We start from the raw sequence: 25488 nt of genomic DNA on the forward strand, positions 1-25488 counted from the left end.
GAAACTGATTTGTTAACTGAAAACTCCCAGCGGAAAACTGATAATCTAAATTAATCTTTGTAATTTTCACCCATCACTTAAATTCAATGAAGCTTAATATCCAACCAACTGTAATTTTTAGAACACCTAAATTTTCATATCAATCTGAACTTGTAGATTGTTGGGAGGAATTAAAACTTGCCATATCCATATCTTCGGCAGCTTTTTACGAAACCATAAAAGAAGTAAAGGCAAATGAATTAAAAGATCTTCCACCTAAAGTTTACTTTACGGTCTGGAAATATTTTAACCGTGCGAAATTCCGGTCAACCCCTTACGGCACTTTTGCTTGTTTTAGTTTGTTAAGTGATGCTATTAAATCATCAGAAAGCAAAATCGTAGTTGAAGAAAGCCAAAAGGTACGCGAACTGGTTGATTGGCCTTATAAGAATAATATCCAATTGCCATTGGCAGAAGTGCTGCGAAAGAACTGCCTCATATTTAGTAATAGCAGTTATTATTTAACACCTAACAGCATCCGTTATATAGCCTGTACCGATGGCGTTTTTGAACTTGCTGAATTAGATCAAGATGACTTTGTAAAGCAAATATTGGATGCTTGTTTAACGCCAATTAGGCTTAACGATCTGGTAAAAAAATTAAAATTAAATGATGCTGAAACCGAAAACCTGTTTGGCTTGCTGCAGGATATGCACGATTTGCAGCTTGTTTTTACCAACTACGATCCCAATATTATAGGGGAAGATTATTTTGAACGTTTAGGGCTCACCGCTACGGCTGAGTTGCCAAAATATCTTATAGCGCAACGCACGGCTTTATCGGGCGGTATTAATGAACGTTTGCTTCAGGCTATTCCAGGTTTGATCAATATGCTCCATAGTGTAATGCCCGCAAAAGATCGTGATGCCCTTAGTCAGTTTCAGATCAGGTTTAAAAAGAAATTCGAAGATCAGGAAGTACCACTATTATTGGCACTAGATCCGGAAATGGGTGTAGGCTACGATGAGCTGGAGCAAGCTGGTCAGAACAGCGAGTTTATTACACGCTTCAATACAAAGCCGCCAAAAAAAGCGGAGGTAGAAAATATTAAAACGGCATTAAAAACCTTTCTGACGGAACAAAACTTCGAAAAAGGTAAAACCATTTATCTGAACAAACTTACCTTAACGCCAAATCAGAAATTAGCAGCCTTACCCAATTCATTTAGCATGGTAATGTCTATTCGTGACGATTTGATTTTTATCGAACAGATAGGGGGAGCTACCTCAAATGCATTAAGCGGAAGATTTACAATGGCAGCCAATGATGTAACGCAGTACGCTAAAGAAATTGCTGGTGCAGAACAACAAGCAAATCCTGAAGTGCTGTTTTTTGATGTGGCCTACATGGTAGAGGCCAATGTAGATAATGTAAACAGGCGAAAACTGATTTATGGACATCAATTATCAATCTTAAATTTTGATACCTCAGCATCGCCACTTGCCTTAAATGATATACAGATTTCAATTCGGGGCACAGAGATTATTCTTCGCTCTAAACATTTAAATAAACGGCTTGTACCGAGAATGGCTTCTGCTTACAACTACATCCGTTCAGATCTTTCTGTATTTAGGTTGCTGTGCGATTTGCAACATCAAGGCTTACAAACAAATCTTTCCTTCCCACTTGATACCATTTTCCCTGATTTGGATTATTATCCAAGGTTACAATATCAAAATATAGTTTTAAGCAGCAATAAATGGAGGGTTAAAAAAGAAGCCCTTTTAGGTGCCGGTCAAAAGTCACTATCCGTTGCTAACTGTAAGTCATACCTGAGCAATTTAGGTGTTAGCGAGTACTTTAAAACAGGTATATCCGATCAAACATTATGCTTTGCACTACAAAACGACGACGATATAAATGCTTTTCTGCAATACCTGCAAAAACATGGAAGTACTTACATCGAAGAAGTGTTATTGCCTCAAAACAGTATCGTGGTTGATGAAGCCACTAAACCCTATTTAGCTCAATTTGTTTTAAGTATAGGTCATGGCGAACAAATTTATCGTGGTTTGGCTAAAACATCAGCAAATGCTGAAGTAACGCGATTTTTCCTGCCGGGTAAAGAATGGCTCTATTTCGAAATTTATTGCCACCAGCAACGCGGTGATCAGATTTTGACAGCAGTAATTGCACCCTTCATATCCACTCATACCGATCAGGTCAAATCGTGGTTTTTTATCCGCTACAATGAAAATGGAAACCACATCAGGTTTAGGGTTCAACTAAACAATCCAGGTGATGGGCAGCTGTTAACATCAAAACTTATGGATGATCTGGAATTATTTTTAAATTCAGGTTTGGTGTCTGATGTGCAGATTAAAACTTATAAACGTGAGTTAGAGCGTTATGGCAGCAACATGATCGAAGATGTTGAAAAACATTTTGCTGTAGATAGTGAATTTGTATTATCGCTTTTAGAAACGCAGACTGATGATTTCAACAAATACAAATTGTGTAGCCTTTTGATGGCTAAGATCATCGGATCAAACATTATAGATAAGCCGGCTATCAATAAGACCGTGAGCCTAATGTCTGACACCTTTAATGAGGAACATCGATTAGATGCTGCAGATTTTAAACAATTAAACAGTCACTATCAGGAGTTTCGTAAAACGGAATGGACGGCGTTAACAACAGCACAGGAGCAGGAGTTCGATAGGTTTTCAGATTCGTTTATCAAAATTCTTAAACAATGTGCTCGAGAAAATGCACTAAAGCGGTTAACCGATCTGATGCACATGCACGTAAATAGGCTTTTCAGCAAAGATCAGCGGACCCATGAAATGGTGATGTATTATTTTCTGCTAAAAGATATCCAGCGTCAAAATGCAATGAAAGCTTAACGGTTTAACCTGGCCAAGGGATTAACAACAGTTACCTCTATTTCTGTAATATAGCGGTTAAGCGGGTCTTTGTAGTACTTGAATACATAATCATTGCCATAAAAATTACTAAGGCGCTTGCCAATATTGTCAATCCCCACATGATGGCTTTCTGTCTGTTTGCCCTTATTATCATTAATCATGTTTATGGTGGTGATATTGAGGGTGTTATTCTGATAAGCAATTTTAATAAGGGCCTGTTGAGTAGAGTGCGAAACATTTCCATGTTTAAAGATGTTTTCAACCAGAGTTAATAAAATCAGCGGTGGAAATCTTAATCCGAACATATCGCCCGTTACCTCAAGTTCCAGATTAATGGTGTTAGCCGTTCGGAGTTTATGAAGATTGATCAGGTGTTCAATTTGCTCAATTTCTTCACTTAGTGGAACCATCTCTGATGCTTCGGGACGTTTTAGTGCATAACGCATCATTTCGGCCAGATTCATAATTGCATCGGCTGCCATCGGTGCCTTTTTGCGGGCGTCGTTATAAATAAAGTTTAAAGTATTAAAAAGAAAGTGTGGATTGATCTGACTCCGCAGGTAATTGTTTTGCGATTGAACAAGATCATTCTCCAATGCCTGTTTTTCTATTTGGGTAACCAGGTTTTGTCGTTCTAAGGCTTCTACTTTCTTCTGATCTTGAAATGATTTGATTAGATAAACATAACCCGTTGCAAAACCGATATAGTATAAAGAGCGATACGTACAGCTAAAGAAAAACTCACGGTCGAATGAAACCGGTCTAGTTACCTTAAAAATCCCTAATTTGATAAATGCTAATCCAGAGTAATAGTTAAATAAAGTATAGGCGCAGATAATCAGAATGATAAGTAACGAAATCTTTACCGATTTTAACTTTGAATTTTTATTATTTAAAAGTTTTTTAAGAAAAAAAGCGTGAACATAAAATACTGTTATATTGCTAACATAGATGATAATGTAAACACCCGTTGGCCTGAAAGACCTCGATACCAAACCAAGTATAAATACCTCATAAATGATATAAATACCCCAAATAAAGAGATGAAGTTTATAATCTTGTAGGAATTTTTTGAGGTTGGAAAAGGTCATTTTATTGCTGGTTATCTATTAAAATCGGGTTTTTATCTTCTAAAAATGGGGTTTTGTGTAAAAAACTAGTAGGGTTGTGTTTCGAGTTGCACCTTTACATTAATTAATAACAACAATAATAATCACACATAAATATTATTCTCATGAAAGCTCAAAACACGACTAAACTTGCAAAAAAAACTGTTTTCGTTTATAAAAACATTAAAGGTCAAAATAATTTTTCAACCAACCCAACTGGTGATCAGAGCCAAACTGTAGTAACAAACGGTACCTGGATATTTGGACTTTAATATTATCATCCTACTGGTTTCTGTTGGATTTTAACAAACTGCTCTGTACATAGGCGAAGAAAGCTTCTTTATAACCTTCGCCAATTTGGATCATCTCGTTATTTACCAAACGGATTATATTTCCATCTACTTTTTTAATTGCCGCTTTAGCAACAATATTCGATTTATTAACCCGTATAAATGGGTGGTTTTCTAAGGCTTTTTCAATTTCCTTAAGTGTAAGATAGGTAGTGTGGGTTTCCGATTTAGTGATAATCTGTATATAATTCTGTAGCGCTTTGATATAAAGTATTTCATCAATGGCGATGTTAGAAAAAGCATATTTATGGTCGCCTTTAATATAAAGGGCCGCCACCTGATCAGCTTCTTTCGTACTCACTTTGGCATTATTTGCTTCCTTTTTTAAAATCCTATCAATACCTAATGCAAATTTTGCAAAGGAAATAGGTTTTAATAAGTACTGATCTGATTGTACATCAAATGCCTGCAGGGCATAATCAGGATGAGCAGTAGTGAAAATCAAATATTTTGCTTTTTCTCTGATATTTTTCGCCAGTTCCAATCCATTGATTCCTGGCATATCAATATCCATAAACAATAAATCAATTTCGTCCTCAATACTGATTTCAGTAAGTGCCTGGACAGGACTGGTAAAAGTTTTAAAAACGGTTAAACCAGGCATTTCCGCAATGTGGTCAGTTAACACTTCAATTGCGTGTTGCTCGTCGTCTATAACAACGCATTTTAGATTCATGAGTATAAATATGTTTGTTTTATTTGATTTGAACGCAAGTTAAATAAAAATGAATTGAATTTTAACAAATGCACCCGAAAAACTTATTCCAGGTTTCGTCTAAAAAAAACATAGGTTTCGTGTAATATTCTGGGTAGTTGATGTAAAAAAATTATCTAGGCACCTTCTTTTTATAATCTTTATACTGTTTGCCAAAAACAAAATAATTAGCAGTGAAAGCTCCTAATTGTAAAAAACATCTGCCTGCCCAATCTTGTGTAGCCTGTAGATAATAAAATTAAAAACAGGCCATACAATACTGGGTTAAAAAAATATTAAAAACTAAAAACAAAAAAATACCGAAAGCAAAAGAAACATTCCCCTACATCTACCAAGCCTCCACATGAAACACAACGAATACGAGTATTTACTTAATAAAATCTACTACAAGGGGATTTTAAAAAATCAAGGAATCAATGCAGATATGTACCAGAGAATGCAAAATGAATATAGCAATCTTGATGGAAAAAACCTTGTTAAGGGCCAATTAGATGGCGAATACGCATTCAGAAAATCTTTTCTGGTTGTACGTAACTACGTTCAGCAAGCAATAAAGGATGGTATGAAAAATTTTCAGTTTACCATGCGAGCTACTGATATCAATAAATTAACTTATATGATTGATATGTTGAACAGGAATTTTTTTGATAAACAAAGTTTAGATCAAATTATTATCACTGCAAATTCGGTATTTAACCAATACAATTTAAAAAACTAACTACCTATAACAGATACCATTATGGAATTGAAAGACGAAATCGGGCAGTTTGCCGTAAGAATTAAGAAAATGCTTCCACAAGTTCAATCTGAGGATTTAACAAGGAATGCGTTAGTTATGCCTTTTATCCAAATTTTAGGATTTGATCCTTCTGAGGTTCAATCTGAAGCTGTTCTAGACTTCGGAGTTAAAAAAAGTAAAAAAGTTGATTACACCATTATGAAAGATGGCGAACCAACAATTTTGGTGGAATGTAAACACCATGCTGAAAATTTAGATATTCATGATTCACGCTTATCTAAGTATTTCCGTAAAACAAAAGCTAAATATGGTTTATTAACCAATGGTTTGGTATACCGTTTTTACACAGAGAAAATGGTAAGATCAAAGAAAAATCAAGAACCATTATTCGAATTTAAAATAACTGATACTAAAGCGGCTACGATTGCTAAAATGATCGAAGACCATAAAGATTACTTCAATGTAGATCAAAAGCAGGCGCCAATAGCAAGCTAAACAATATTAATTTTAATCTAAGAGTTCCCGAAAATTTTTACCTAAAAGTCTTGATCTGATCAGGACTTTTTTTATGTCTTTTTTGCAAAAGAAAAAGGGAGAAACCGATTCGGTTTCTCCCTTTAAACTATAGCAGGGTTTCGCAATTAAATTAATTCTACACTTCTGCTTACAAAAGCTGTTAATTCTGCACCAGTTAACATACCTTGTGCTAATAGTGCTAAATCTACCGCTTGTTTGGCCAGGTTGCTTTGCTCTTCTCCTTCAGCTTTTAAAATCTTACTTACCAATTTATGGTTTCCATTAATGGCAACCTTATAATTGTCTGGCATTTGGCCATAAAAGCCCATTCCGCCACCCATTGCAGCCATATCTTTCATACGGCGCATAAATTCGTCCATGGTAATGGTAACTGGTAATTCTTCAGGGTGTAAAGCCACAATTTCTATATGCATCCCTGGTTTGGTAATGGCTTTTTCAAAAATAGCAGTTACTTCTTTTACCTGATCTTCTGTTAAAACATGCTCGTTCTGCTCATCTTTCTCAATTAATTTATCTGCAACACTCGAGTCAACACGTTTGATTGATGTTTTCTCTAGTTTTTGCTCCAATTGATTAATAAAGTGATTGTCGATTGGCGAATCCAATACTAAAACATCGTAATCTTTTTTATTGGCCGATTGGATAAATGCATCTTGTTTAGCAGCATCATTGGTGTATAAGTAAACCACTGTGCCATTCTTATCGGTTTGTAATGCGGTTACCTTCTCCTTATACTCAGGAAGTGTGAAAAGCTCATTTTTAGTGTTTCCAACTAAAGCAAAATCTTTGGCTTTATCATAAAACTTCTCTTCACTGATCATTCCGTATTTTACAAAAAGACCAATATCTTTCCATTTATCTTCGTAAGCTTTACGGTCTTTAGCAAATAACTCACCTAATTTATCAGCAACCTTTTTAGTAATGTAGTTGTTGATCTTTTTAACGTTGCTGTCGGCCTGTAAGAAACTACGCGATACATTTAGCGGAATATCCGGAGAATCGATTACACCGTGCAATAACATCAAAAACTCGGGAACAATATCTTTAACCTCATCGGTAATGAATACTTGGCGAGAGTATAATTTAATTTTGTTGCGCTGCATTTCGAAATCGTTTTTCAATTTAGGGAAATACAATACGCCTGTTAAATTAAACGGATAATCAACATTTAAGTGGATCCAGAATAATGGTTCTTCACTAAATGGATATAATTCGCGGTAAAAGTTTAAATAATCCTCGTCTGACAAATCTGCAGGAGCTTTTGTCCAGATCGGGTTGGTGGTGTTGATAATGTTATCAACTTCAACGTCGTTATACTTCGCTTTACCTTCTTCATCTACGCCATCTTCAACCGATTCTGTTTTAGTACCAAACTTAATTGGAACTGGTAAAAATTTAGCGTATTTATCAAGAATTTCCTGCAGTTTACTTTCTGCTAAAAACTCTTCCGAATCTTTGTTTACATGAAGGATAATATCGGTACCGCGAGTGGTTTTAGTGCCTTCAGTAATTTCAAATTCTGTACTGCCATCACAAACCCAACGTGCAGGTTCAGCACCATCCTGGTATGATAAAGTTTGAATCTCAACTAAATCTGCAACCATAAAGGCCGAGTAGAAACCTAAACCGAATTTACCGATGATTTCATTGGCATCTTTAGCATCTTTAAACTTCTCTACAAATTCACTTGCGCCAGAAAAGGCAACCTGGTTAATGTATTTTTTAATCTCTTCGGCAGTCATCCCCAAACCGTTATCACTAATGGTAATGGTTTTTGCATCCTTATCAACTGCAACTTGCACCAATGGCTGACCAACTTCGCCATTAAACTGACCTAATGAACCTAGTCTTTTAATTTTCTGAACCGCATCTACTGCGTTAGAAACCAACTCACGAAGAAAAATTTCGTTATCAGAGTATAAAAACTTCTTAATTATCGGGAAGATATTCTCGGTATGTATCGAGATATTTCCTTTTTCCTGTATGCTCATATGTAAATAAATTGTTTAATCTACATCCTGCATAACAAGGCTTGTTCCAAAAGAATTTATTTGCCAAAATGACAGCATCCATAAACCCGTCATTGCCGATTCCGTGATCTGTATCTGGTTCCGTGGTATGTGTCCCACAGACCACTAGCTGTTTTATTATTACACAGTTTAGATAATAATTCGGAAAGCAAAGCCAGTATTTCAGTCAATGTTCGTCCCGCTGTACCTTCTGCCCCGATGAAACCTGTGAAACAAGCAAGCACGCCATAAACAACAAAGATATTGCTTAAATCGGGGGCATTCGTGCCATCGGGTTTAGATCCGGTAGTGCTGTGCCAGTAGGTAAGGTTTCCGCTCATGCCGCCTATCCCATGATCTGTGTTTCCACTATGTTGTAAGTTAAACGCAGTAGTTGTCAGTCTGAGCGGAGTCGAAGACCTTTTAAGTAGCCAATGCCACGGTCTGTGTCTCACAGACCACTAGTTGCTTTTATTATTACAGTGTAATCATGATTTGCAAAGCAAAGCCTCACTATTACAAATTGAAAAATTACTCCCCCTCACCGTAAGCCAGTTCAATATCAATAAACTGAATAATCAGCGCGCAAATATTACCTTCAATATCAAAACCATAGTAAACGGGGTAGGTGCCATCGCCAAAACCACTTTGAAAAAATGGAATATGGTAATCAGTCCCCGGGATTTTCCAGTTGATCCAATCCCCACCTTCACGCTGATGAATAGGGTTTTCGGCATAATTACCTGCAAAAAGTGCCGCGAAATAATCATCGTACAGATTTTTACCTGGATTCTCTTTATTAAACCTGTCTTGAAATGCACAGAAATGTTTTAACGTTTCTTTATCCAGCACACAAGCTAAGCCTGCATCTACATTAAAACCAAAAAATTCTCCTTCGTTAAAATTAACGAGGTCTTCTGTGCCTATTAGCGCCTCTTCAAAGCGTATTGCATCATAAGCTGTAAATTGCACTTTAACGGCGGCATATCTGGCACAATCTTCACCGTCGGCAACCACTACGGCTGCAGTTACCGGAAATTCGCCTCTAGGCACTTTAATTAAATACGGTTCAGCATCTTTTTGGACATATACAAGTGGGTCTCTGACCAGAATTTCTCCTGTTGGAATAGAAACACTTCCCAGTTCTAGGTGATCTTTTTTTTTACCAGCTACTGAGGTTTCCTCAAAATAATCATTCAAGTTATTGGGGCAGGCTAATAAATTACGTTTCTCGTTCCAGGTTTTTAACCATTCATTGCTTGGTATCATGGCAATTAAATTTGTTCGATAGGTAGGTAAATTTTATTTAAAAAAAAAGCCAAGAAAATTTTAAAATCCTCTTGGCTAAATATTTTATTGTTGGATTAACTTAATTTAAAAGAAAACTTGGTTTATCTTCCTCCAGTGAAAGAATTTTTGAAATCTTTTTAAGCAATACATCCATTTGGAAAGGTTTAGATAAAAAATCGTCCTGACCATAGTTTAAGGTGGTAAAGTCTTTCGGATCGTATAAACCAGAAATCAGTAAAATGGGAATTTTAGAGGTGCTTTCAATTGATTTTAGCTGTTCGCAGAGTACGCGCCCATCGATATGCCCAAGAGAAATATCCAGTAAGATTAAATCAGGACTAAATTTTTCGATTCTGTTGAAAATTTCTTCACCATCATTTAGTGCCGAAACTTTAAATCCTCCGATTTCAAGTATTAATTGTATGGTTTCTAAAACCTCAATATCATCGTCTACTACCAGTATTCTCTTCATATGTGTTAGCATTTATATGCCGTTGAAAATATAACAAAAGTTTATGTTGTTATGTTTACAATCTTAAGGATATTTTAACAATAAATTTATAATAGCTAAAAATTAGACCTCAATTTTAACTCGCTTGTTGTACGATGCCTTCTTTATTTAAGATAAAATTAAATAACTCTTCGATGGGTTTCTGTAATATTTTCCCAGGCTCAATACCGTTTTCTAATAACACCGAAATTAATGTTTCCTGATAATAATAAGCTATAGAGCCTACAAAATGGCATGGAACGTTTTTGTGTTTAGGATAGTCTTTAACATTCGTATCTACAAATTCCTGAAAGCCAGTTCTCAAAATATCCTGGATAAACGGATGGTCTTTATGACTGGCCATGAAGCGGCTAAAACCTGCTAAATAGATATTAGGGAAAGGTTTTTGATATACGTTGGTAATAATTTGTTCCTTTTCTGCTGGGAAAGATTTTTTAAATTCTGCCGCTAAATTGGCTGGCATTTTATTGTACATATAACTTAAAAGCACTTTTTTTCCAAAGAAAGTACCAGAACCTTCATCGCCAAGTACATAGCCTAAGCCATGGTGCCCATCATGGATTTTCTTTCCATCGAAGTAACAGATATTCGATCCGGTGCCTAAAATACAGTTTAAGCCTTCGGCATTTCCGCAGGTAGCATATACTGAGCCCAGAAGATCGTGATCAACTGAAATAAAAGCATTGCCAAAAACGGCCGAAAGGCCATTTGAGACTACTTCATGTTTGTCTGGCGAAGAACAACCCGCTCCAAAAAAGTAGATTTCTTTTACCTCATCAGCATATTGTAATAAGGGTTCATTTTTAGAAATCAGCTTGGTAATTTCTTGCTCACTTAAGAAATAAGGGTTTATTCCAGGAGTGCTAAATTTAATGGTTTCGCCATTGTGATGGCCCATCCAATCGGTTTTTGATGAGCCACTATCTGCAACAAGTATCATGGGACTAAATATAAAAATTAATTAGATAAATTTATATTTCCACTGATTTCTTTCAGGGTAGTTTCCGCTATTTTAGCTTGATATTGCATTTCTATGAAACGGTTTTTTGCATCAATAGCATTACGTTGGGCTTCTCTTAACTCTAATGGGGCAATGCTGCCCAAACGGTATTTTGCTAAAGTAATGTCTAAGTTTTCTTTTGCGATATCGACATTCCGTTGTTCTAACTTAATCAGATCGAGATAAGTGCTATAGTTTTGGTATGCGGTAAGCAATTGCGAATTTACATCGAGTTTGGTTTTGTTTAAGGTTAAAGCCGAATTATCGATCTCTATTTTTGCATTACGTTCCTGTTGACGCTGTAGAAAACCATTAAATAAATTTATACTCGCCGTAACCCCATAGGTAAATCCATTTGCTGCAAATTTTTGGTTAAAACCAGTAGGGCTGGTGCTGTTTGCTCTGCTATAACCAGAGTTTAGGCTAACGGATGGATAGCGCGCCCCACGGATAGATTTTAAATTTAACGCAGCAATACGTTGATTAATAAATGCATTCTGCACACTCGGATTCTGTTGCTCGGCCATTTCGGCCATTTTACTAAACAGGATACCTTTATCTACATCAATGTTATTTGCAACTGAAAAGGAGGTGCCAATATCTCGCACCATCAATTGGTTTAACCGAACTTTAGCTACCTGTAAGGCATTCTTGGTCTGTAAGTAATTTGAAGTATCGGTATTGTAATCAACCTGCGCGGTTAATACATCCAGTTTAGAACCACGTCCAAGCTGTAATTTTGTTTTGGCAATACTGGTGCGTAATACCGAAACATCCATCGCACTATCGGCTGCTATAACCAATTGCTGCTGTCTTACAATATCATAATAGGCTGTAATTACATCGGCTACAGTGGTTAAAATGGTTAGGCGTGCATTTAATTCACCCTGCTTTTGCAGTTCTTTTAAGCGGTCGTAATTGGCAAACATGCTAAAACCATCAAAAATGGTCCAGTTTAAATCGGCGCCGTAACTGTTATTGGTACTTTTTGCTCCTGTAATAACCCGGTCAGGACCAGTTGCAGGGGTTTGCCTGGTGTTCTGGATACTTCCACCATTGGTATAACTTCCGGTTAAGTTAGGTAACATACCAGCATTGCCGATATTGGCATTGTTTTTTGCTATATCGATCTGGTTTTTACTGATTTTAATGTCGTAATTATTCTGTAAAGCAATGGTAATGGCTTCCTGCAAGCTCAACGTTTCCTGTGCAAAGCCCGAAAGGCATAAGCTTAGCAGTAGGATAAATATTTTTAATTTCTTGCTCATCTTATTCTTCTATATGTAAAGCTTCCTGTTCAAAACGATGGGCCTCTTTCAATTCTTTATTCGGTTTGTATGGTTTAGCCCAGTAAGAGTAAATGGCTGGGATTACAAATAAGGTTAAAACCAAAGAGAATAGGGTACCACCTACAATTACGGTTCCCATACTCATTCTACTTTTTGCTGCAGCTCCTAAAGCCAGTGCAATAGGCAGTGCACCAATGGCAATGGCCAAACTGGTCATTAAAATCGGACGCAAACGCGAAACAGCAGCCTCGCGTATGGCTTCGGGAATTGGAATGCCTTTTTCTTTTAACTGGTTAGCAAACTCAACAATTAAAATACCGTTTTTAGTTACCAGACCAATAAGCATAATAGTACCGATCTGGCTAAAGATATTCCAGCTTTGCCCACATAACCATAGTGATAAAAATGCGCCGGCAACGGCCATCGGTACGGTTAAAATGATGATGATCGGATCTTTAAAGCTCTCAAACTGCGCCGAAAGAATTAAATAAACGAGTAGTAGGGCCAAACCGAATGCGAAAAAGGTATTTGAAGAACTTTCTTTAAAATCACGGGATTCTCCACTTAAATCGGTAGAGAAAGTCTCGTCTAACACTTTTTTAGCAATGGCATCCATGGCATCAATACCTTCGCCAATACTTTTTCCTGGAGCTAAGCCCGCCGAAACAGTTGCGGCGATAAAACGGTTGTTCCTGTACAGCTGTGGCGGACTACTTTCTTCTTTAGCAGTAACCACATTGTCGAGCTGAACCAATTCGCCCTTATCATTACGTACGTAAACCGAGCTCAAATCCAATGGGTCTTTCCGATCTCCACGATCGAACTGACCAATTACCTGGTATTGTTTACCATTCATGAAGAAATACGAGAACCTTTGACCACTTAAACCTAGATTTAAGGTTTGGGCAATAGCAGATATGGAAACGCCTAAGTTTTTGGCTTTATCCCTGTCGATGGTTAAGTTAATTTCAGGCTTGTTAAATTTTAGGTTCACATCCGAAACGGTAAATGTTGGATCTTTCGATACTGCATCCATAAATAATGGAATCTTCTCTCTTAGCTTTTCGAAATTTTGTGCCTGGATAATATAACTGATCGGTAATCCGCCACGGCGGCCAACAGAGATGGTTGGTTGTTGATTTACAATGGTTTTACCCTCGGTATATTTCTTTGTGATGCGGGTAAGCATATCGGCAATGTCTTTTTGCGAACGCTTACGATCTTCAGGATCAGTTAAACCCATCCTTACAAAACCAGAGTTTACCGAACCTGAGCCACCAAAACCTGGTGAGGTAATGGTAATGTTCACATTTTTTTCGGGAACAGAATCGAGGACCAATTGGTTCAGTTTCATAATAAACTGATCTGTATAGGCAAATGATGCACCTTCTGGCGTAGTGGCGTTAATGTTTATCGCACTTCTATCATCATAAGGAGCGGTTTCTTTTGGTAAAATCTTCCAGAATAAGAAAATTAAACCCATACAAACCAGAATGATCGGAACGGATAGCCATCTTTTATCCAAAAATTTATTCAGGTTCGATTCGTAGGCATCATTTAACTTTACGAAATAGGGTTCGGTCCAATTGTAAAACCTGGATGGTTTATGTCCACCTTTTTTCATCAGGTATGCATTTAACATTGGTGTTAAAGTAAGCGAAACAAAGGCCGAGACTAGTACTGCTGCACCGATTACCACGCCGAACTCTCTAAACAAGCGGCCAACAAATCCCTGTAAGAAAATTACGGGTAAGAATACGGCTGCAAGGGTAATGGAAATCGAAATTACGGCAAAAAAGATTTCATTTGATCCTTTTATGGCTGCTTCGAAAGGCGACATCCCTTCTTCTACCTTTTTAAAGATATTTTCGGTAACCACAATACCATCATCTACCACCAGACCTGTTGCCAGTACGATGGCCAACAGACTCAAAACATTAATTGAGAACCCAAAGGCGTACATGATAAAGAAAGTGAAAACCAACGATACCGGAATATCGATTAATGGTCTGAAGGCAATAGCCCAATCTCTAAAGAAAAGGTAAATGATCAAAATTACCAGCACCAATGATAAACCAATGGTCTCGGCAACTTCCGTTACCGATCGTTTGATAAATAATGTATTATCTAATGCAACTTTTAGTTTAATATCTTGAGGGATATCGGCTTTTAGCTTATCAAAACGCTTGTAAAACTCTTTACTGATATCGAGGTAATTGGCTCCCGGCTGAGGGATGATGGCGATGGCCACCATCGGTCTGCCCGATTCGCGTAAAATGGTTTCTTCATTTTCTGGTCCTAAAACTGCATAACCTACATCTTTTAATTTGATTACCTGGTTGCTATCTGTTTTCAGGATCAAGTTGTTAAACTCGCTTTCGTTGGTCAGTTTTCCTAAGGTTTTAACCGTTAGCTCGGTAGTAGCTCCGGTAATTTTTCCTGATGGAAGCTCTACATTTTCATTATCTAAAGCGGTAACAATATCTTGTGAAGTTAAGCCGTAAGCACTTAGTTTGTTCGGATCCATCCAGATACGCATGGCATATTTCCGTTGCCCCTGGATTTGTACGCTGCTTACCCCCGGAATGGTTTGGATACGGTCGGCAATTACGTTTTCAGCGAAATCACTTAACTCCAGTGTATTGCGTTTATCGCTCTGGATGGTCATCGATAAAATCGGGTCAGAGTTTGCATCGGCCTTACTTACTACCGGTAACCCGTCAATATCTTTTGGTAAGGTACGGGCAGCCTGCGATACTTTGTCGCGCACATCATTTGCGGCTTCTTCTATATTTTTATCGAGGTTAAACTCTATGGTGATGTTACTTGTTCCCTGATTACTTGATGAAGAAATATTTCTGATCCCATCAATGGAGTTGATCGATTTTTCTAAAGGTTCGGTAATCTGCGATTCGATAATATCAGAGTTGGCCCCCGGATAAGAAGTTCTTACTGAAACTACGGTTGGATCAATAGATGGATACTCGCGAACACCCAAAAAGGTATAACCGATTATCCCGAATAAGACAATCAGTAAGTTCATCACAATAGCCAGAACCGGCCGTTTTATACTCGTGGTGGAGATACTCATAATTATTGTTTAACCAAATGAACTTTTACCGGGGCATCTTTTTTTAGCGCCATCGACCCGGTAGTTAATACGGTATCGCCAGCTTTTAATCCTGATGTAATCACAATATTTTCATCAGTACGTGTACCAGCTTCTACTTTGACCTCTTGTGCTTTTCCGTCTTTTTGGATGTAAACAATCTTACCTTTTAACACAGGTATTACGGCTTCATTAGGAATTAATATGGCATTTTGTACTGTATTTAAGGCTAGTTTAATTTTGGCGAAAGAACCGGGTAACAATGCATTGTCTGCATTTGGTGCCAAAGCTCTAATCTGTAACGTTCTGGTAGCGGCATTAATCCCAGGCTCTATCGCATAAACTTTTCCTTTATTTTCTCTCGAAGAGCCATCGGTAGTAAATGTGATTTCTGAATTCATTTTAATCTGCCCTGCATATTTCTCCGGAACTGAAAAAGTAACTTTAACCGGATTAGTGCTTACCAAATTGGCAATTACCGTTGCTGGTGTTAAATAGGTTCCTATAGAGATACTGCGCAAGCCAACTCTGCCTGTAAAAGGTGCGCGGATAGTGGTTTTTGCGAGTTGTGCCCTGATTAATTGCGCTTGCGCTTGTAAAGATTTTAAGTCGGCCAGCGCTGTATCATATTCTTCCTGGCTAATAGCTCCTTTGGCCAAAAGCTGTTTTGCCCGGTTTTCGTTTGTTCCGGAAAGTTTTTGCTTGGTTAGTGCATCCTGTAATTGAGCCTGTATATCTCTGTCGTTTACTTTAACCAGTACACTTCCTTTCGATACTGTTGTACCTTCTTGAAAATAGATACCAGTAACCAATCCTGATACTTCACTTTTTAATACAACAGATTCATTTGCATCAATAGCCCCAGTTACCTCCAGGTCATTATCAAACGATACCGGTTTTACTACAATTCCATCAACTACCAATGGTGCAGAAGCGCCTCCTTTGCCACCAGGTTTACCTTTTCCTGCCCCTGCAGATGCTCCGCCTTTTCCTTCTAGTTTTTTATTCGCGTTAATTCTGTAATAGACCAAATAAGCCAAGCCTATAGCTAAAACAGCATAGATAATATACCTTTTCTTCATGTTTCTTTTTGTGTCGTGCGTATTCCGAACATTAAAATAAGATTAATATTCTAGAATTAGAGTGTAAAAATATTCAAATAGTTTAGTCCTAAATTTGTTGTATTAAGGATGTTACAGCTTTTAAGTTTGGAATTGGCCGTTTTCAGTTTGGAGTAAATCTGGCTGAGAATACAATATAATTAGCCTTTATATCCCCGTAACTAAGTTAGAGATGAGAAAGCCAATTGATTTCTAGGGTTAGATTGGCTAAAAAACAATAAACCATTAACCATCAACCGATCTGAGGGAAACAACTATTTTACATCGCTGCAGGCTTTTTCTTTCAAAACCTCGTCAATAAATCTAAATTTGCAACAAAACACAGTCAATATCAATATGTTTAACAAAAAATCGATTTTAAGTTTAGTTTTACTACTAACGTGTATTATGGCAGCGAAGGCGCAGGTGAAAATAGGCTTTGAGGTTTCTTTTAAAGAACCCCAGGCACACTATGCTGAAGTTCAGATGAATATTTCTGGCTTAGCAAAAGATTATGTAGATGTAAAAATGCCTGTTTGGACACCAGGTTCTTATTTGGTTCGTGAGTTTGAAAAAAGTGTAGAAGAATTTAAGGCTACTGCAGCGGGTAAAGCCGTAAAAGTTGAAAAAGTAAGAAAAAACACCTGGAGAATTTTTTCAGCCAAGGCTGCCAATATCCAGATCAATTACCGCGTTTATGCATTCGAGATCTCGGTGCGTACACCATTTATCGACGAATCACATGCTTTTTTGTCTCCAACGGGGATTTTTATGCATCCTGATGGCATGATCAAATTGCCAAGTACTGTAAAAATTATTCCTTTTAATACCTGGAGCAAAGTTTCTACCGGTTTAACGCCTATTGCTGGAGCGCAATTTACCTATAAAGCTGCCGATTTTGATATTCTTTACGATAGCCCCATTGAAGTGGGTAACCAGGATATTTTCGAATTTACAGCTGCTGGTGTTCGTCACGAAGTAGCCATGTACGGTGGTGGTAATTACGATAAAGAGAAACTTAAAGTAGATATGGCTAAAATTGTAGAAAAAGAAACTGCAGTTTATGGCGAAAATCCTAATAAATATTACCTTTTTATTGTTCATAATTTCTTAAAAGGTGGCGGTGGTTTAGAGCATTTAAACTCTACAACGTTAGGCGCTACAAGAAATGCTTACAATACTGCAGAAGGTTATAAAGGCTTTTTAGGTCTGGTTGCTCACGAGTATCACCACCTTTGGAATGTTAAACGTTTACGCCCGGTAGCATTGGGCCCTTTCGATTACGACAATGAAAACTACACCACCAACCTTTGGGTAGCTGAAGGATTTACTTCGTATTACGAAAATAAATATTTGCATAGAGCGGGCTTTACTGATGCAAATGAATTTTTGAAAGATCTGGCTGGCGGTGTGGCTACGGTGTTAAATACCCCTGGTGCTAAATACCAGTCGGCTGCTTCATCAAGTTACGATGCATGGATTATCGGCTACCGCCCGAATGAGAATTCAAAAAACAATTCCATTTCTTATTATAATAAAGGAGAAGTAATTGGCATTTTAATGGATCTCGAAATCATCAACGCCACAAAAGGTGCTAAAAGTTTGGATGATGTAATGAAAGCCATGTATTTGCAATGCAAAACATTAAAACGTGGCTATACCGATGCGGAGTTTAAAGCAATGGTTGAAAAAATATCGGGCATCAGTTTTACCGGTTTCTGGGCAAAATATGTTAATGGCGTTGATGATGTTGAATATGTAAAATACTTCGGTTATGCCGGGGTTGATGTTGCTACAGAAAATGCTACGCCAGGTAAACCGGTTACAGGTGCTTCCGGACAGTTAACCAATGATGGTTTAGCGATTACTTCGACAACAAGAAATTCTGCAGCCTGGATCAATGGGTTAAATGTGAACGATATCATCTTGAGTTTGGACGATACATCATTGAGCGATGCATTATCAACTGTGAGGTTAAAAAGCCCGATGATTTCTCTGGATGTAATTCCTTTGGTAGCCAAAAAGAATATCGGCGATGTATTGAAATTAAAAGTTAAACGCGATGGTCTGGAAAAAGAAATTTCTTTAACCTTAAAAGAAAACCCGAACGTACGTTTAAAAGCAACCGTTAACGAAAATGCAACACCAGCACAAAAAGCAGTGTTAAAAAAATGGACAGGCGTATAGGCAGTTTGCAGTTGAAAGTTTTCAATTTATAGTTAATTTTAAATTCCATAAAAAAATCCCGTAAGATTAATTTCTTGCGGGATTTTTTTATTTCAGATATTTGTTCAATACAAACCAGCATATGATAAAACATTTAGGATTTATATTTTGTCTTTTAAGCTTTTCTTTTTTAAACGATAAGCAAGGTTTTGTACAGCAAACTTCTTGTAAGGGTTATTACGATAAAGAACTGCACCTATACGTATATACAGAAGTTGATGAAATGCCCGAATTTCCTGGGGGAATTGCTAAATTTTATAAGTTTATCTCTAACGTACCACTAAAAGGAACAGATAAAGAGCCCTTGCAATCAGATGTTTTTCCAACTTTTGTAATTGATACCTCTGGCCACGTCAAAAGCATAGGCATTTACCAGAAGCTACCTAAAGATTATACACAATTGGATCGTAACATGATAAAATTATTACAGGCCTGTCCGAATTGGAAACCCGCAAAGTGTAACCATAAAAAAGTCGTAATGAGCTATCGAACACGGATTACCTTTTGTTATACGAATTAAAATATTAAATTATAATTATAGCCTGTTTATAAAAAAAAATCCCGTAAGATTAATTTCTTACGGGATTTTTTTATGGAATTTAATTTACGCTTAGCGCCCAGCGCCATGCGCTTGCCTAGAAAGTATATCTAAAGCCTAAACCGAATCTGCCAGCGTTAAAATCGCTATCGTTATCACCAATGTAAAGTCTTGGTCTCCAGTCTAAAGCTAATGCCAATGGCGCTCCAGAGAATTTATAATCTAAACCAACCATCGGAACTAAGTAAAAACTAGAACCACCGTCATACAATTGAATAGACGGACCACCACCTAAATACCAGTCTAAACCTTTTGCACCAGGGATAGATGAATTGTATTGAAGGAAACCTTGGATAATAGTAGAGTTTCCACCGAATAAAACTTCACCTTGAAGTGCAGCTTTAGGGCTAAAGTGATGCCTAACTGAAGGACCCACCAAAGTAGCGCCATCTCCAAAGTCGATGCCTAAACCAAGTCCGGTTTTATAGTTTTGGGCTTTAACGTTTGTTGTAGTAAGGGCAAACAATGCAATGCATCCTAAAATTGTAAATAACTTTTTCATAATTTAAATGTTTTGTAAATAATTATCAGCCTAACAACTTTAATGCCGTTTCTGTTTTTTCGGTAAAAATCCACAGGGATAAAAAACAATGCTTGCATAGTAATTTTGTAATCACTAAGTTTATTTAAATTTTTTTACGAAAAGTAAATACAGCGTTTTATTAGCTACGAGGTATTATTTTCATTAAAAAGGCATATAGATGTTAATCTTTATGTTTGATTTTTTAACTTAACCAAATAATATACAATTCATATGGCGGCAGAAATTAAACGGGTTTTTGATCTTTTGAAATATAGCCTCGAAAATCCTAAGCAAGAATTCATCAGCGGAAAAATTAACGGAAAATGGATAAATTATAGTACAGCCGATTTTTGTACTGCCGTAGATAACCTAAGCCGCGGATTAATTAAACAAGGTATAAGCAAAGGAGGCAGGGTTGCTGTGATGTCGCATAACCGACCTGAGTGGAATATCGCCGATTTTGCAGCCAACCAGATTGGCGCCTACCAGATTCCCTTATATCCAACCTTGGCCGAGCACGATATCCAGTTTATCCTAAAAGATGCAGAAATTGCCATTATTTTTGTAGCCGACGAAGATTTGTATAAAAAAATTAAACCCTGTGCCGATGCCATAAACCCAGCCATTAAGATTTATAGTTTTAATGAAATTACTGAAGCCGAAAACTGGAGTACATTAATTGAATTGGGCAAAGCAAGTACAGATATTGATTTGGAGGAATATCGCGCTAATGTTGCCCCCGAAGATGTATTGACCCTAATTTATACATCTGGCACTACGGGTACGCCAAAAGGTGTAATGCTAACGCATCATAACTTGGTTGCAAATTTTGTTAACTCGGCTGTGGTGATACCCGAAGGCGTTAAAAAAGGGCTAAGCTTTTTGCCACTTTCACACATTTTCGAGCGGATGATCATTTATTTATATCTGTTTAATTATACAGGAGTTTATTATGCCGAAAGCATGGAAACCATTGTGGCCGATATTCAGCATGTAAAACCCAATGTGTTCTCTACCGTTCCAAGGCTTCTTGAAAAAGTGTACGATAAGATTATGGAGAAAGGGAAAGCATTAACCGGGGTTAAAAAAGGGATTTTCTTCTGGTCGGTAGCTTTAGCCGAAAAATATACAATTAATGCAGGTGCCTGGTATAATTTCAAATTGGGGATAGCCCGTAAACTGGTTTTTAAAAAGTGGCAGGAAGCACTGGGCGGTGAAATTGTAGTAATTGTATCGGGCGGAGCGGCACTAAATCCGCGTTTGGCCAGAATTTTCTGGGCCGCTGGTATGCCTGTTTTTGAAGGATATGGATTAACCGAAACTTCACCTGTAATTACGGTTAATCATTTCGGCGGAACCATGTTCGGCACTGTTGGTGAAGTAATTAAAGGTGTGGAAGTTAAAATAGCGCAGGATGGCGAAGTTTTAACCAGAGGGCACCAGGTAATGAAAGGGTATTACAACCGACCTGATTTAACCGATGAGGCGGTGGATAAAGAAGGATGGTTCCATACCGGAGATATTGGAGAACTGGTTGATGGTCGCTTTTTAAAAATTACCGACCGTAAAAAAGAAATGTTTAAAACAGCAGGCGGTAAGTATGTTGCCCCACAAATGCTGGAGAATAAATATAAAGAATCGATTTTTATCGAACAGATTATGGTTTTGGGTGAAAATAGAAAATTCCCTTCTGCGCTGATTGTTCCCAATTTCGAAACCTTAAAAACATGGGTGGGAAGAAAAGGCATTACTTTTACTTCGAACGAAGAGATTATTAAAAACGAACAGGTACTCACTAAATATAATGAGGTTATCGAAGCGGCAAATGTAGGTTTTGGTAAATGGGAGCAGGTCAAAAGATTTGCACTGTTACCTAAAGAGTGGAGCATAGATGGTGGTGAGCTTACCCCAAAATTAAGTTTGAAAAGAAAAGTAATTACCGAAAAAAACAATGAGGTAATCGAAAAAATATATAAAGATGCAGAGGGTTATAAGCAATAAGAAGCGGATTAAATTATCTGATTTTAAATGCGCTACATCTTTGTTGGTGGCATACTAACTAATATTAATCAGAGGCGGGTGTCTTCACCCGCCTTTTTCAATTAGTAAAAAAATAATTCATTTTTAAACAGTTCCTAAAATATCTTCAATATTTGTGTTTCAGCTTAAAACACTATGAATAAAATAATCCTCTTCATTTTATTGTTTACATCGGCAATAAATTCTTTTGCACAAGAAGCAAAACTTAATATCAAAAGTTTACATGCTAAAAATAATACAGTAATTATCCAAATTCCTGTAGATGATACATGGTTTTATCCAGCCAAAAAAGAAATTAAATTTGGCGATGATAGTACGGTAAACTATTCTTTAAAGATTAATAAACTTGCGTGGTTAAGAATTAACAATAATACCATATTAATAGAACCCGGCACTACGCATTTAGTTTTCGATAATGGTCTTTTGGTGCAGAGCGATAAAAATAAAGAAGGAATGTTGCTTTTTAACAAAAGAAATTCAGAGTTTTATCAATACAGGGCCAGAGATTATTATAAAAAAGATAGTACTGCAGCTGGTTTGTATCAATTGCTCGAAAATGATAAGAATGAAGCCCTAAAACCTTATGCCGAGCTATTTTCGAAACAAGAGATTTCGGTAAACTTTTATAACGAAATAAAAAGGTATTTTTCAACCGAACAGATAATTTTGCAAGCTGCTATCCCAATGATAGTTTTAAGTACAAAGCAAAAAATAAATAAAGATTTGGATAAAATGTGGGCAGATGCCTATAAAAAGTATTCAATGAACAATCTTCAGGATGCTTTTTACCCGGATTTTTACTACCATGCCAAATATTACGTAAGTACTTACCTCAATTATTACATCCCGCTAAAAAACGGAACTCAATTACCTAAAAGAGATGAGGACATTTGGCTTAAAAGTATATATAAAACCTTCGAAGATAATTATACAGGCAAAATGAAAGAATTTTTGCAGGCTACTTTTCTATATGAAGAAATGTTACAGACCAGGTATCAGAAAGTATTGGTCGATTTGTTTAATTCATTTAAAACAAGCTATCCTAAAAGTAATTTTACGCCATATTTGCAACCAATGGTCAATGAAATTATAACCTACCATAATAAGGTGAAAAACGATTTTGAACCTGAACAAAAAATATTGGCCAACTACGATAAATTTAATAGCCTGGATAGTTTAATTGGCCAATTTAAAGACAAAACTGTATTTGTTGATATTTGGGCAACCTGGTGTGGGCCATGTAAACAAGAATTTGAATATAGTAAAGACCTGGAGAAATTTCTCAAAGCCAAACAGGTTGACATGCTTTTTATCTCTATAGATAAAGATGATGCAGCACAGCAATGGAAAGAGATGATAAAATATTATAAACTTTCTGGCAATCATGTTCGGACTAATCAAGCCTTGAGAAAAGATTTGAGTGATAAACTGGGGAAAAGCGGGAGTTTTGGAATACCGCGTTATTTAATTATTAAAAATGGTAAATTAGTTGTTGCTGATGCTTTAAGGCCAAGTGATAAAGAAAAATTATATGCGCAGATTAGTAAATATTTATAACCCTTAGAAACAAATATTTTCTATCTGAAAACTAAGCTTAAAAAGAAAAGTAATTACCGGGAAAAACAATGAGGTAATTGAAAAAAAATATAAACATGCAGAAAACGATAACATCCCTCAATAACATTAAAAAATCATTAATATACCTAAGTGTGGTGTTGGTATTGGCTGGTTGTGTAACCGGACAACTGGGTAAAAACAACAGCGGTGAATATAAAAATGGGATGGTGGTTTCTGCCCATCCAGAAGCATCGCAAGTAGGTATAGATATTTTAAAAAAAGGTGGGAATGCGGTTGATGCAGCTGTTGCGGTTCAGTTTGCACTTGCTGTGGTTTATCCAAACGCGGGGAATATTGGTGGGGGCGGTTTTATGGTGTATCGCGGTGCAAACGGCGAGATAAATGCGTTAGATTTTAGAGAAAAAGCAGCTGCGGCAGCCAGCAGAGATATGTATCTCGATTCGGCCGGTAATCCAATTGTAGATAAAAGTTTATATGGCCATTTAGCCGCTGGCGTACCAGGATCAGTAGATGGTATGGTAGAGGCACACAAAAAATATGGAAAACTTTCCTGGGCACAGGTGTTACAGCCGGCAATAAATTTGGCGCAAGATGGTTTCAAAATCACCAAGCGGCAGGCAAGCGAATTGAATGGTCTGCATAGAAAGTTTATGGATTTTAATCCTGATGGAACGGCCTTCGTAAATTTGGAAAGTACCTGGCAGGAAAATGACCTTTTGGTTCAAAAAGAACTTGGAAATACATTAAAACTGATCCAGAAAAAAGGCAGGGCCGGTTTTTATGAAGGCGCTGTGGCCGATTCGCTTGTGGCCGAAATGCAACGGGGCAAAGGACTTATTACAAAAGAAGATTTAAAAAATTATCACGCTACCTGGCGTAAACCCATAACGGGCAACTATAGAGGCTATAAGGTGATTACCATGCCACCTACTTCGAGTGGAGGTATTGCCTTGATCCAATTGCTACAAAGTGTAGAAAATTTCCCCTTAAAAAAGTGGGGGCATAATGCAGATTCTACAGTTCAGGTAATTGTAGAAGCCGAAAGAAGAGTGTATGCCGATCGGGCAACACATTTAGGCGACCCTGATTTTTATGCTGTTCCACAACAACAAATGTTGAGCGCCGGTTACAATAAAAAACGCATGTCAAACTTTAACTGGGCAGCAGCAACCCCAAGCAGCGCTGTTTTGGCCGGCGAAATAAAAGGAGCAGAACATGAAGAGACCACACATTTCTCTATTGTAGACCGCGATGGAAATGCCGTTTCGATTACCACTACCTTAAATGGTTCTTACGGATCGTTAGTTGCCGTAAAAGGAGCCGGATTTCTCTTAAATAACGAAATGGACGACTTTTCCGTTAAACCTGGCGCACCTAATATGTACGGTTTAGTTGGTGGCGAAGCCAATGCAATTGCACCCAATAAACGAATGTTAAGCTCGATGACACCAAGTATTGTAGAGAAAGATGGAAAATTATTTATGGTGGTGGGTACACCTGGCGGGTCAACCATCATAACATCCGTATTTCAAACCATTATAAATGTAATCGATTTTGATATGTCTATGCAGTCGGCAGTAGCTGCTAAAAAGTTTCATCACCAATGGTTACCAGATGAGGTGTATGTAGAAAAAGATGCCATCGATAGCTTATCAACAGAAAAATTAAAAGCAAAAGGCTATAAAATTGTACCCAGAGGGGCAATCGGCAGGGTTGATGCCATCTTAAAAACTAAATGGGGAAATTATCAGGGCGGTGCCGACCCCAGGGGAGACGATAAGGCCATTGGCTGGTAGCAATTTCTCACATCTATTTTTTATCTTAGTACTGGCCAATCTTTTGCAATTCAATTAATTGTA

Annotated in this window: 19 protein-coding genes; 9 read left to right on the top strand and 10 right to left on the bottom strand. The window is 37.2% G+C overall.

Going from position 1 to position 25488, the window contains the following annotated elements:
* Positions 1 to 86 precede the first annotated feature (86 nt).
* The gene (locus tag AC1RJ8_RS11725) at positions 87 to 2885 is read left to right on the top strand and encodes a lantibiotic dehydratase (protein WP_492954193.1); all 2799 of its coding nucleotides are present in this window, start codon (positions 87 to 89) and stop codon (positions 2883 to 2885) included.
* Here AC1RJ8_RS11725 and AC1RJ8_RS11730 read toward each other — a convergent pair.
* The gene (locus AC1RJ8_RS11730) at positions 2882 to 3997 is read right to left on the bottom strand and encodes a sensor histidine kinase (RefSeq protein WP_492954192.1); all 1116 of its coding nucleotides are present in this window, start codon (positions 3995 to 3997) and stop codon (positions 2882 to 2884) included. The two genes, AC1RJ8_RS11725 and AC1RJ8_RS11730, sit on opposite strands and share 4 nt — an antisense overlap.
* 143 nt (positions 3998 to 4140) lie before the next feature.
* Between AC1RJ8_RS11730 and AC1RJ8_RS11735 the strand changes: the two genes are divergently transcribed.
* Positions 4141 to 4287: a hypothetical protein gene (locus tag AC1RJ8_RS11735; RefSeq protein ID WP_492954191.1), complete on the top strand. Its 147-nt coding sequence runs from the start codon at positions 4141 to 4143 to the stop codon at positions 4285 to 4287.
* 10 nt (positions 4288 to 4297) lie between these two features.
* On the opposite strand, the gene AC1RJ8_RS11740 is transcribed toward AC1RJ8_RS11735, so the two are convergent.
* The gene (locus AC1RJ8_RS11740) at positions 4298 to 5041 is read right to left on the bottom strand and encodes a LytR/AlgR family response regulator transcription factor (protein WP_492954190.1); all 744 of its coding nucleotides are present in this window, start codon (positions 5039 to 5041) and stop codon (positions 4298 to 4300) included.
* Positions 5042 to 5423: 382 nt separating this feature from the next.
* On the opposite strand from AC1RJ8_RS11740, the gene AC1RJ8_RS11745 reads away from it, so the two are divergent.
* Positions 5424 to 5798 (top strand): hypothetical protein, encoded by a 375-nt coding sequence (locus AC1RJ8_RS11745; protein WP_492954189.1) that lies wholly within the window; start codon positions 5424 to 5426, stop codon positions 5796 to 5798.
* A gap of 21 nt (positions 5799 to 5819) precedes the next feature.
* Positions 5820 to 6314: a type I restriction enzyme HsdR N-terminal domain-containing protein gene (locus AC1RJ8_RS11750; RefSeq protein ID WP_057933126.1), complete on the top strand. Its 495-nt coding sequence runs from the start codon at positions 5820 to 5822 to the stop codon at positions 6312 to 6314.
* A 146-nt stretch (positions 6315 to 6460) separates the two neighbouring features.
* Here the strand turns inward: AC1RJ8_RS11750 and htpG are convergent, their stop codons facing one another.
* From htpG to AC1RJ8_RS11785, 7 genes are all read right to left on the bottom strand, one after another.
* Positions 6461 to 8347 (bottom strand): molecular chaperone HtpG, encoded by a 1887-nt coding sequence (gene htpG / locus AC1RJ8_RS11755; RefSeq protein WP_492954188.1) that lies wholly within the window; start codon positions 8345 to 8347, stop codon positions 6461 to 6463.
* Between the two features lie 549 nt (positions 8348 to 8896).
* Positions 8897 to 9634 carry a DUF4241 domain-containing protein gene (locus AC1RJ8_RS11760; protein ID WP_492954187.1) on the bottom strand — a complete coding sequence of 246 codons (738 nt, stop codon included), beginning with the start codon at positions 9632 to 9634 and terminating at the stop codon, positions 8897 to 8899.
* Positions 9635 to 9734: 100 nt separating this feature from the next.
* A complete protein-coding gene (locus AC1RJ8_RS11765; protein ID WP_230144492.1) occupies positions 9735 to 10127 on the bottom strand; it encodes a response regulator in 393 nt (130 codons plus the stop codon).
* Positions 10128 to 10242: 115 nt separating this feature from the next.
* On the bottom strand, positions 10243 to 11106 hold the full coding sequence (locus AC1RJ8_RS11770) for an N-acetylglucosamine kinase (protein ID WP_492954186.1): 864 nt from the start codon (positions 11104 to 11106) through the stop codon (positions 10243 to 10245).
* A gap of 17 nt (positions 11107 to 11123) precedes the next feature.
* Positions 11124 to 12434 carry a TolC family protein gene (locus AC1RJ8_RS11775; RefSeq protein ID WP_492954185.1) on the bottom strand — a complete coding sequence of 437 codons (1311 nt, stop codon included), beginning with the start codon at positions 12432 to 12434 and terminating at the stop codon, positions 11124 to 11126.
* A gap of 1 nt (position 12435) precedes the next feature.
* A complete protein-coding gene (locus AC1RJ8_RS11780; protein WP_492954184.1) occupies positions 12436 to 15546 on the bottom strand; it encodes an efflux RND transporter permease subunit in 3111 nt (1036 codons plus the stop codon).
* A 2-nt stretch (positions 15547 to 15548) separates the two neighbouring features.
* Entirely contained in the window at positions 15549 to 16646 is a 1098-nt protein-coding gene (locus AC1RJ8_RS11785) for an efflux RND transporter periplasmic adaptor subunit (protein ID WP_492954183.1), read from the bottom strand.
* A 426-nt stretch (positions 16647 to 17072) separates the two neighbouring features.
* Between AC1RJ8_RS11785 and AC1RJ8_RS11790 the strand changes: the two genes are divergently transcribed.
* Both AC1RJ8_RS11790 and AC1RJ8_RS11795 read left to right on the top strand, forming a co-directional pair.
* A complete protein-coding gene (locus tag AC1RJ8_RS11790) occupies positions 17073 to 18851 on the top strand; it encodes a M61 family metallopeptidase (protein ID WP_492954182.1) in 1779 nt (592 codons plus the stop codon).
* A gap of 121 nt (positions 18852 to 18972) precedes the next feature.
* The gene (locus AC1RJ8_RS11795; RefSeq protein ID WP_492954181.1) at positions 18973 to 19410 is read left to right on the top strand and encodes an energy transducer TonB; all 438 of its coding nucleotides are present in this window, start codon (positions 18973 to 18975) and stop codon (positions 19408 to 19410) included.
* 115 nt (positions 19411 to 19525) lie between these two features.
* On the opposite strand, the gene AC1RJ8_RS11800 is transcribed toward AC1RJ8_RS11795, so the two are convergent.
* Positions 19526 to 19990 carry a hypothetical protein gene (locus tag AC1RJ8_RS11800; RefSeq protein ID WP_057933119.1) on the bottom strand — a complete coding sequence of 155 codons (465 nt, stop codon included), beginning with the start codon at positions 19988 to 19990 and terminating at the stop codon, positions 19526 to 19528.
* Between the two features lie 252 nt (positions 19991 to 20242).
* Between AC1RJ8_RS11800 and AC1RJ8_RS11805 the strand changes: the two genes are divergently transcribed.
* The 3 genes from AC1RJ8_RS11805 to ggt all read left to right on the top strand — a co-directional run bounded on the left by AC1RJ8_RS11805 (position 20243) and on the right by ggt (position 25425).
* Positions 20243 to 22012: an AMP-dependent synthetase/ligase gene (locus AC1RJ8_RS11805; RefSeq protein ID WP_492954180.1), complete on the top strand. Its 1770-nt coding sequence runs from the start codon at positions 20243 to 20245 to the stop codon at positions 22010 to 22012.
* Between the two features lie 174 nt (positions 22013 to 22186).
* On the top strand, positions 22187 to 23608 hold the full coding sequence (locus AC1RJ8_RS11810) for a TlpA family protein disulfide reductase (protein ID WP_492954179.1): 1422 nt from the start codon (positions 22187 to 22189) through the stop codon (positions 23606 to 23608).
* A gap of 95 nt (positions 23609 to 23703) precedes the next feature.
* Positions 23704 to 25425 (top strand): gamma-glutamyltransferase, encoded by a 1722-nt coding sequence (ggt, locus tag AC1RJ8_RS11815; RefSeq protein ID WP_492954178.1) that lies wholly within the window; start codon positions 23704 to 23706, stop codon positions 25423 to 25425.
* Positions 25426 to 25488: the final 63 nt, after the last annotated feature.

It is taken from the genome of Pedobacter sp. GW822-FHT03F06 (assembly GCF_058801365.1).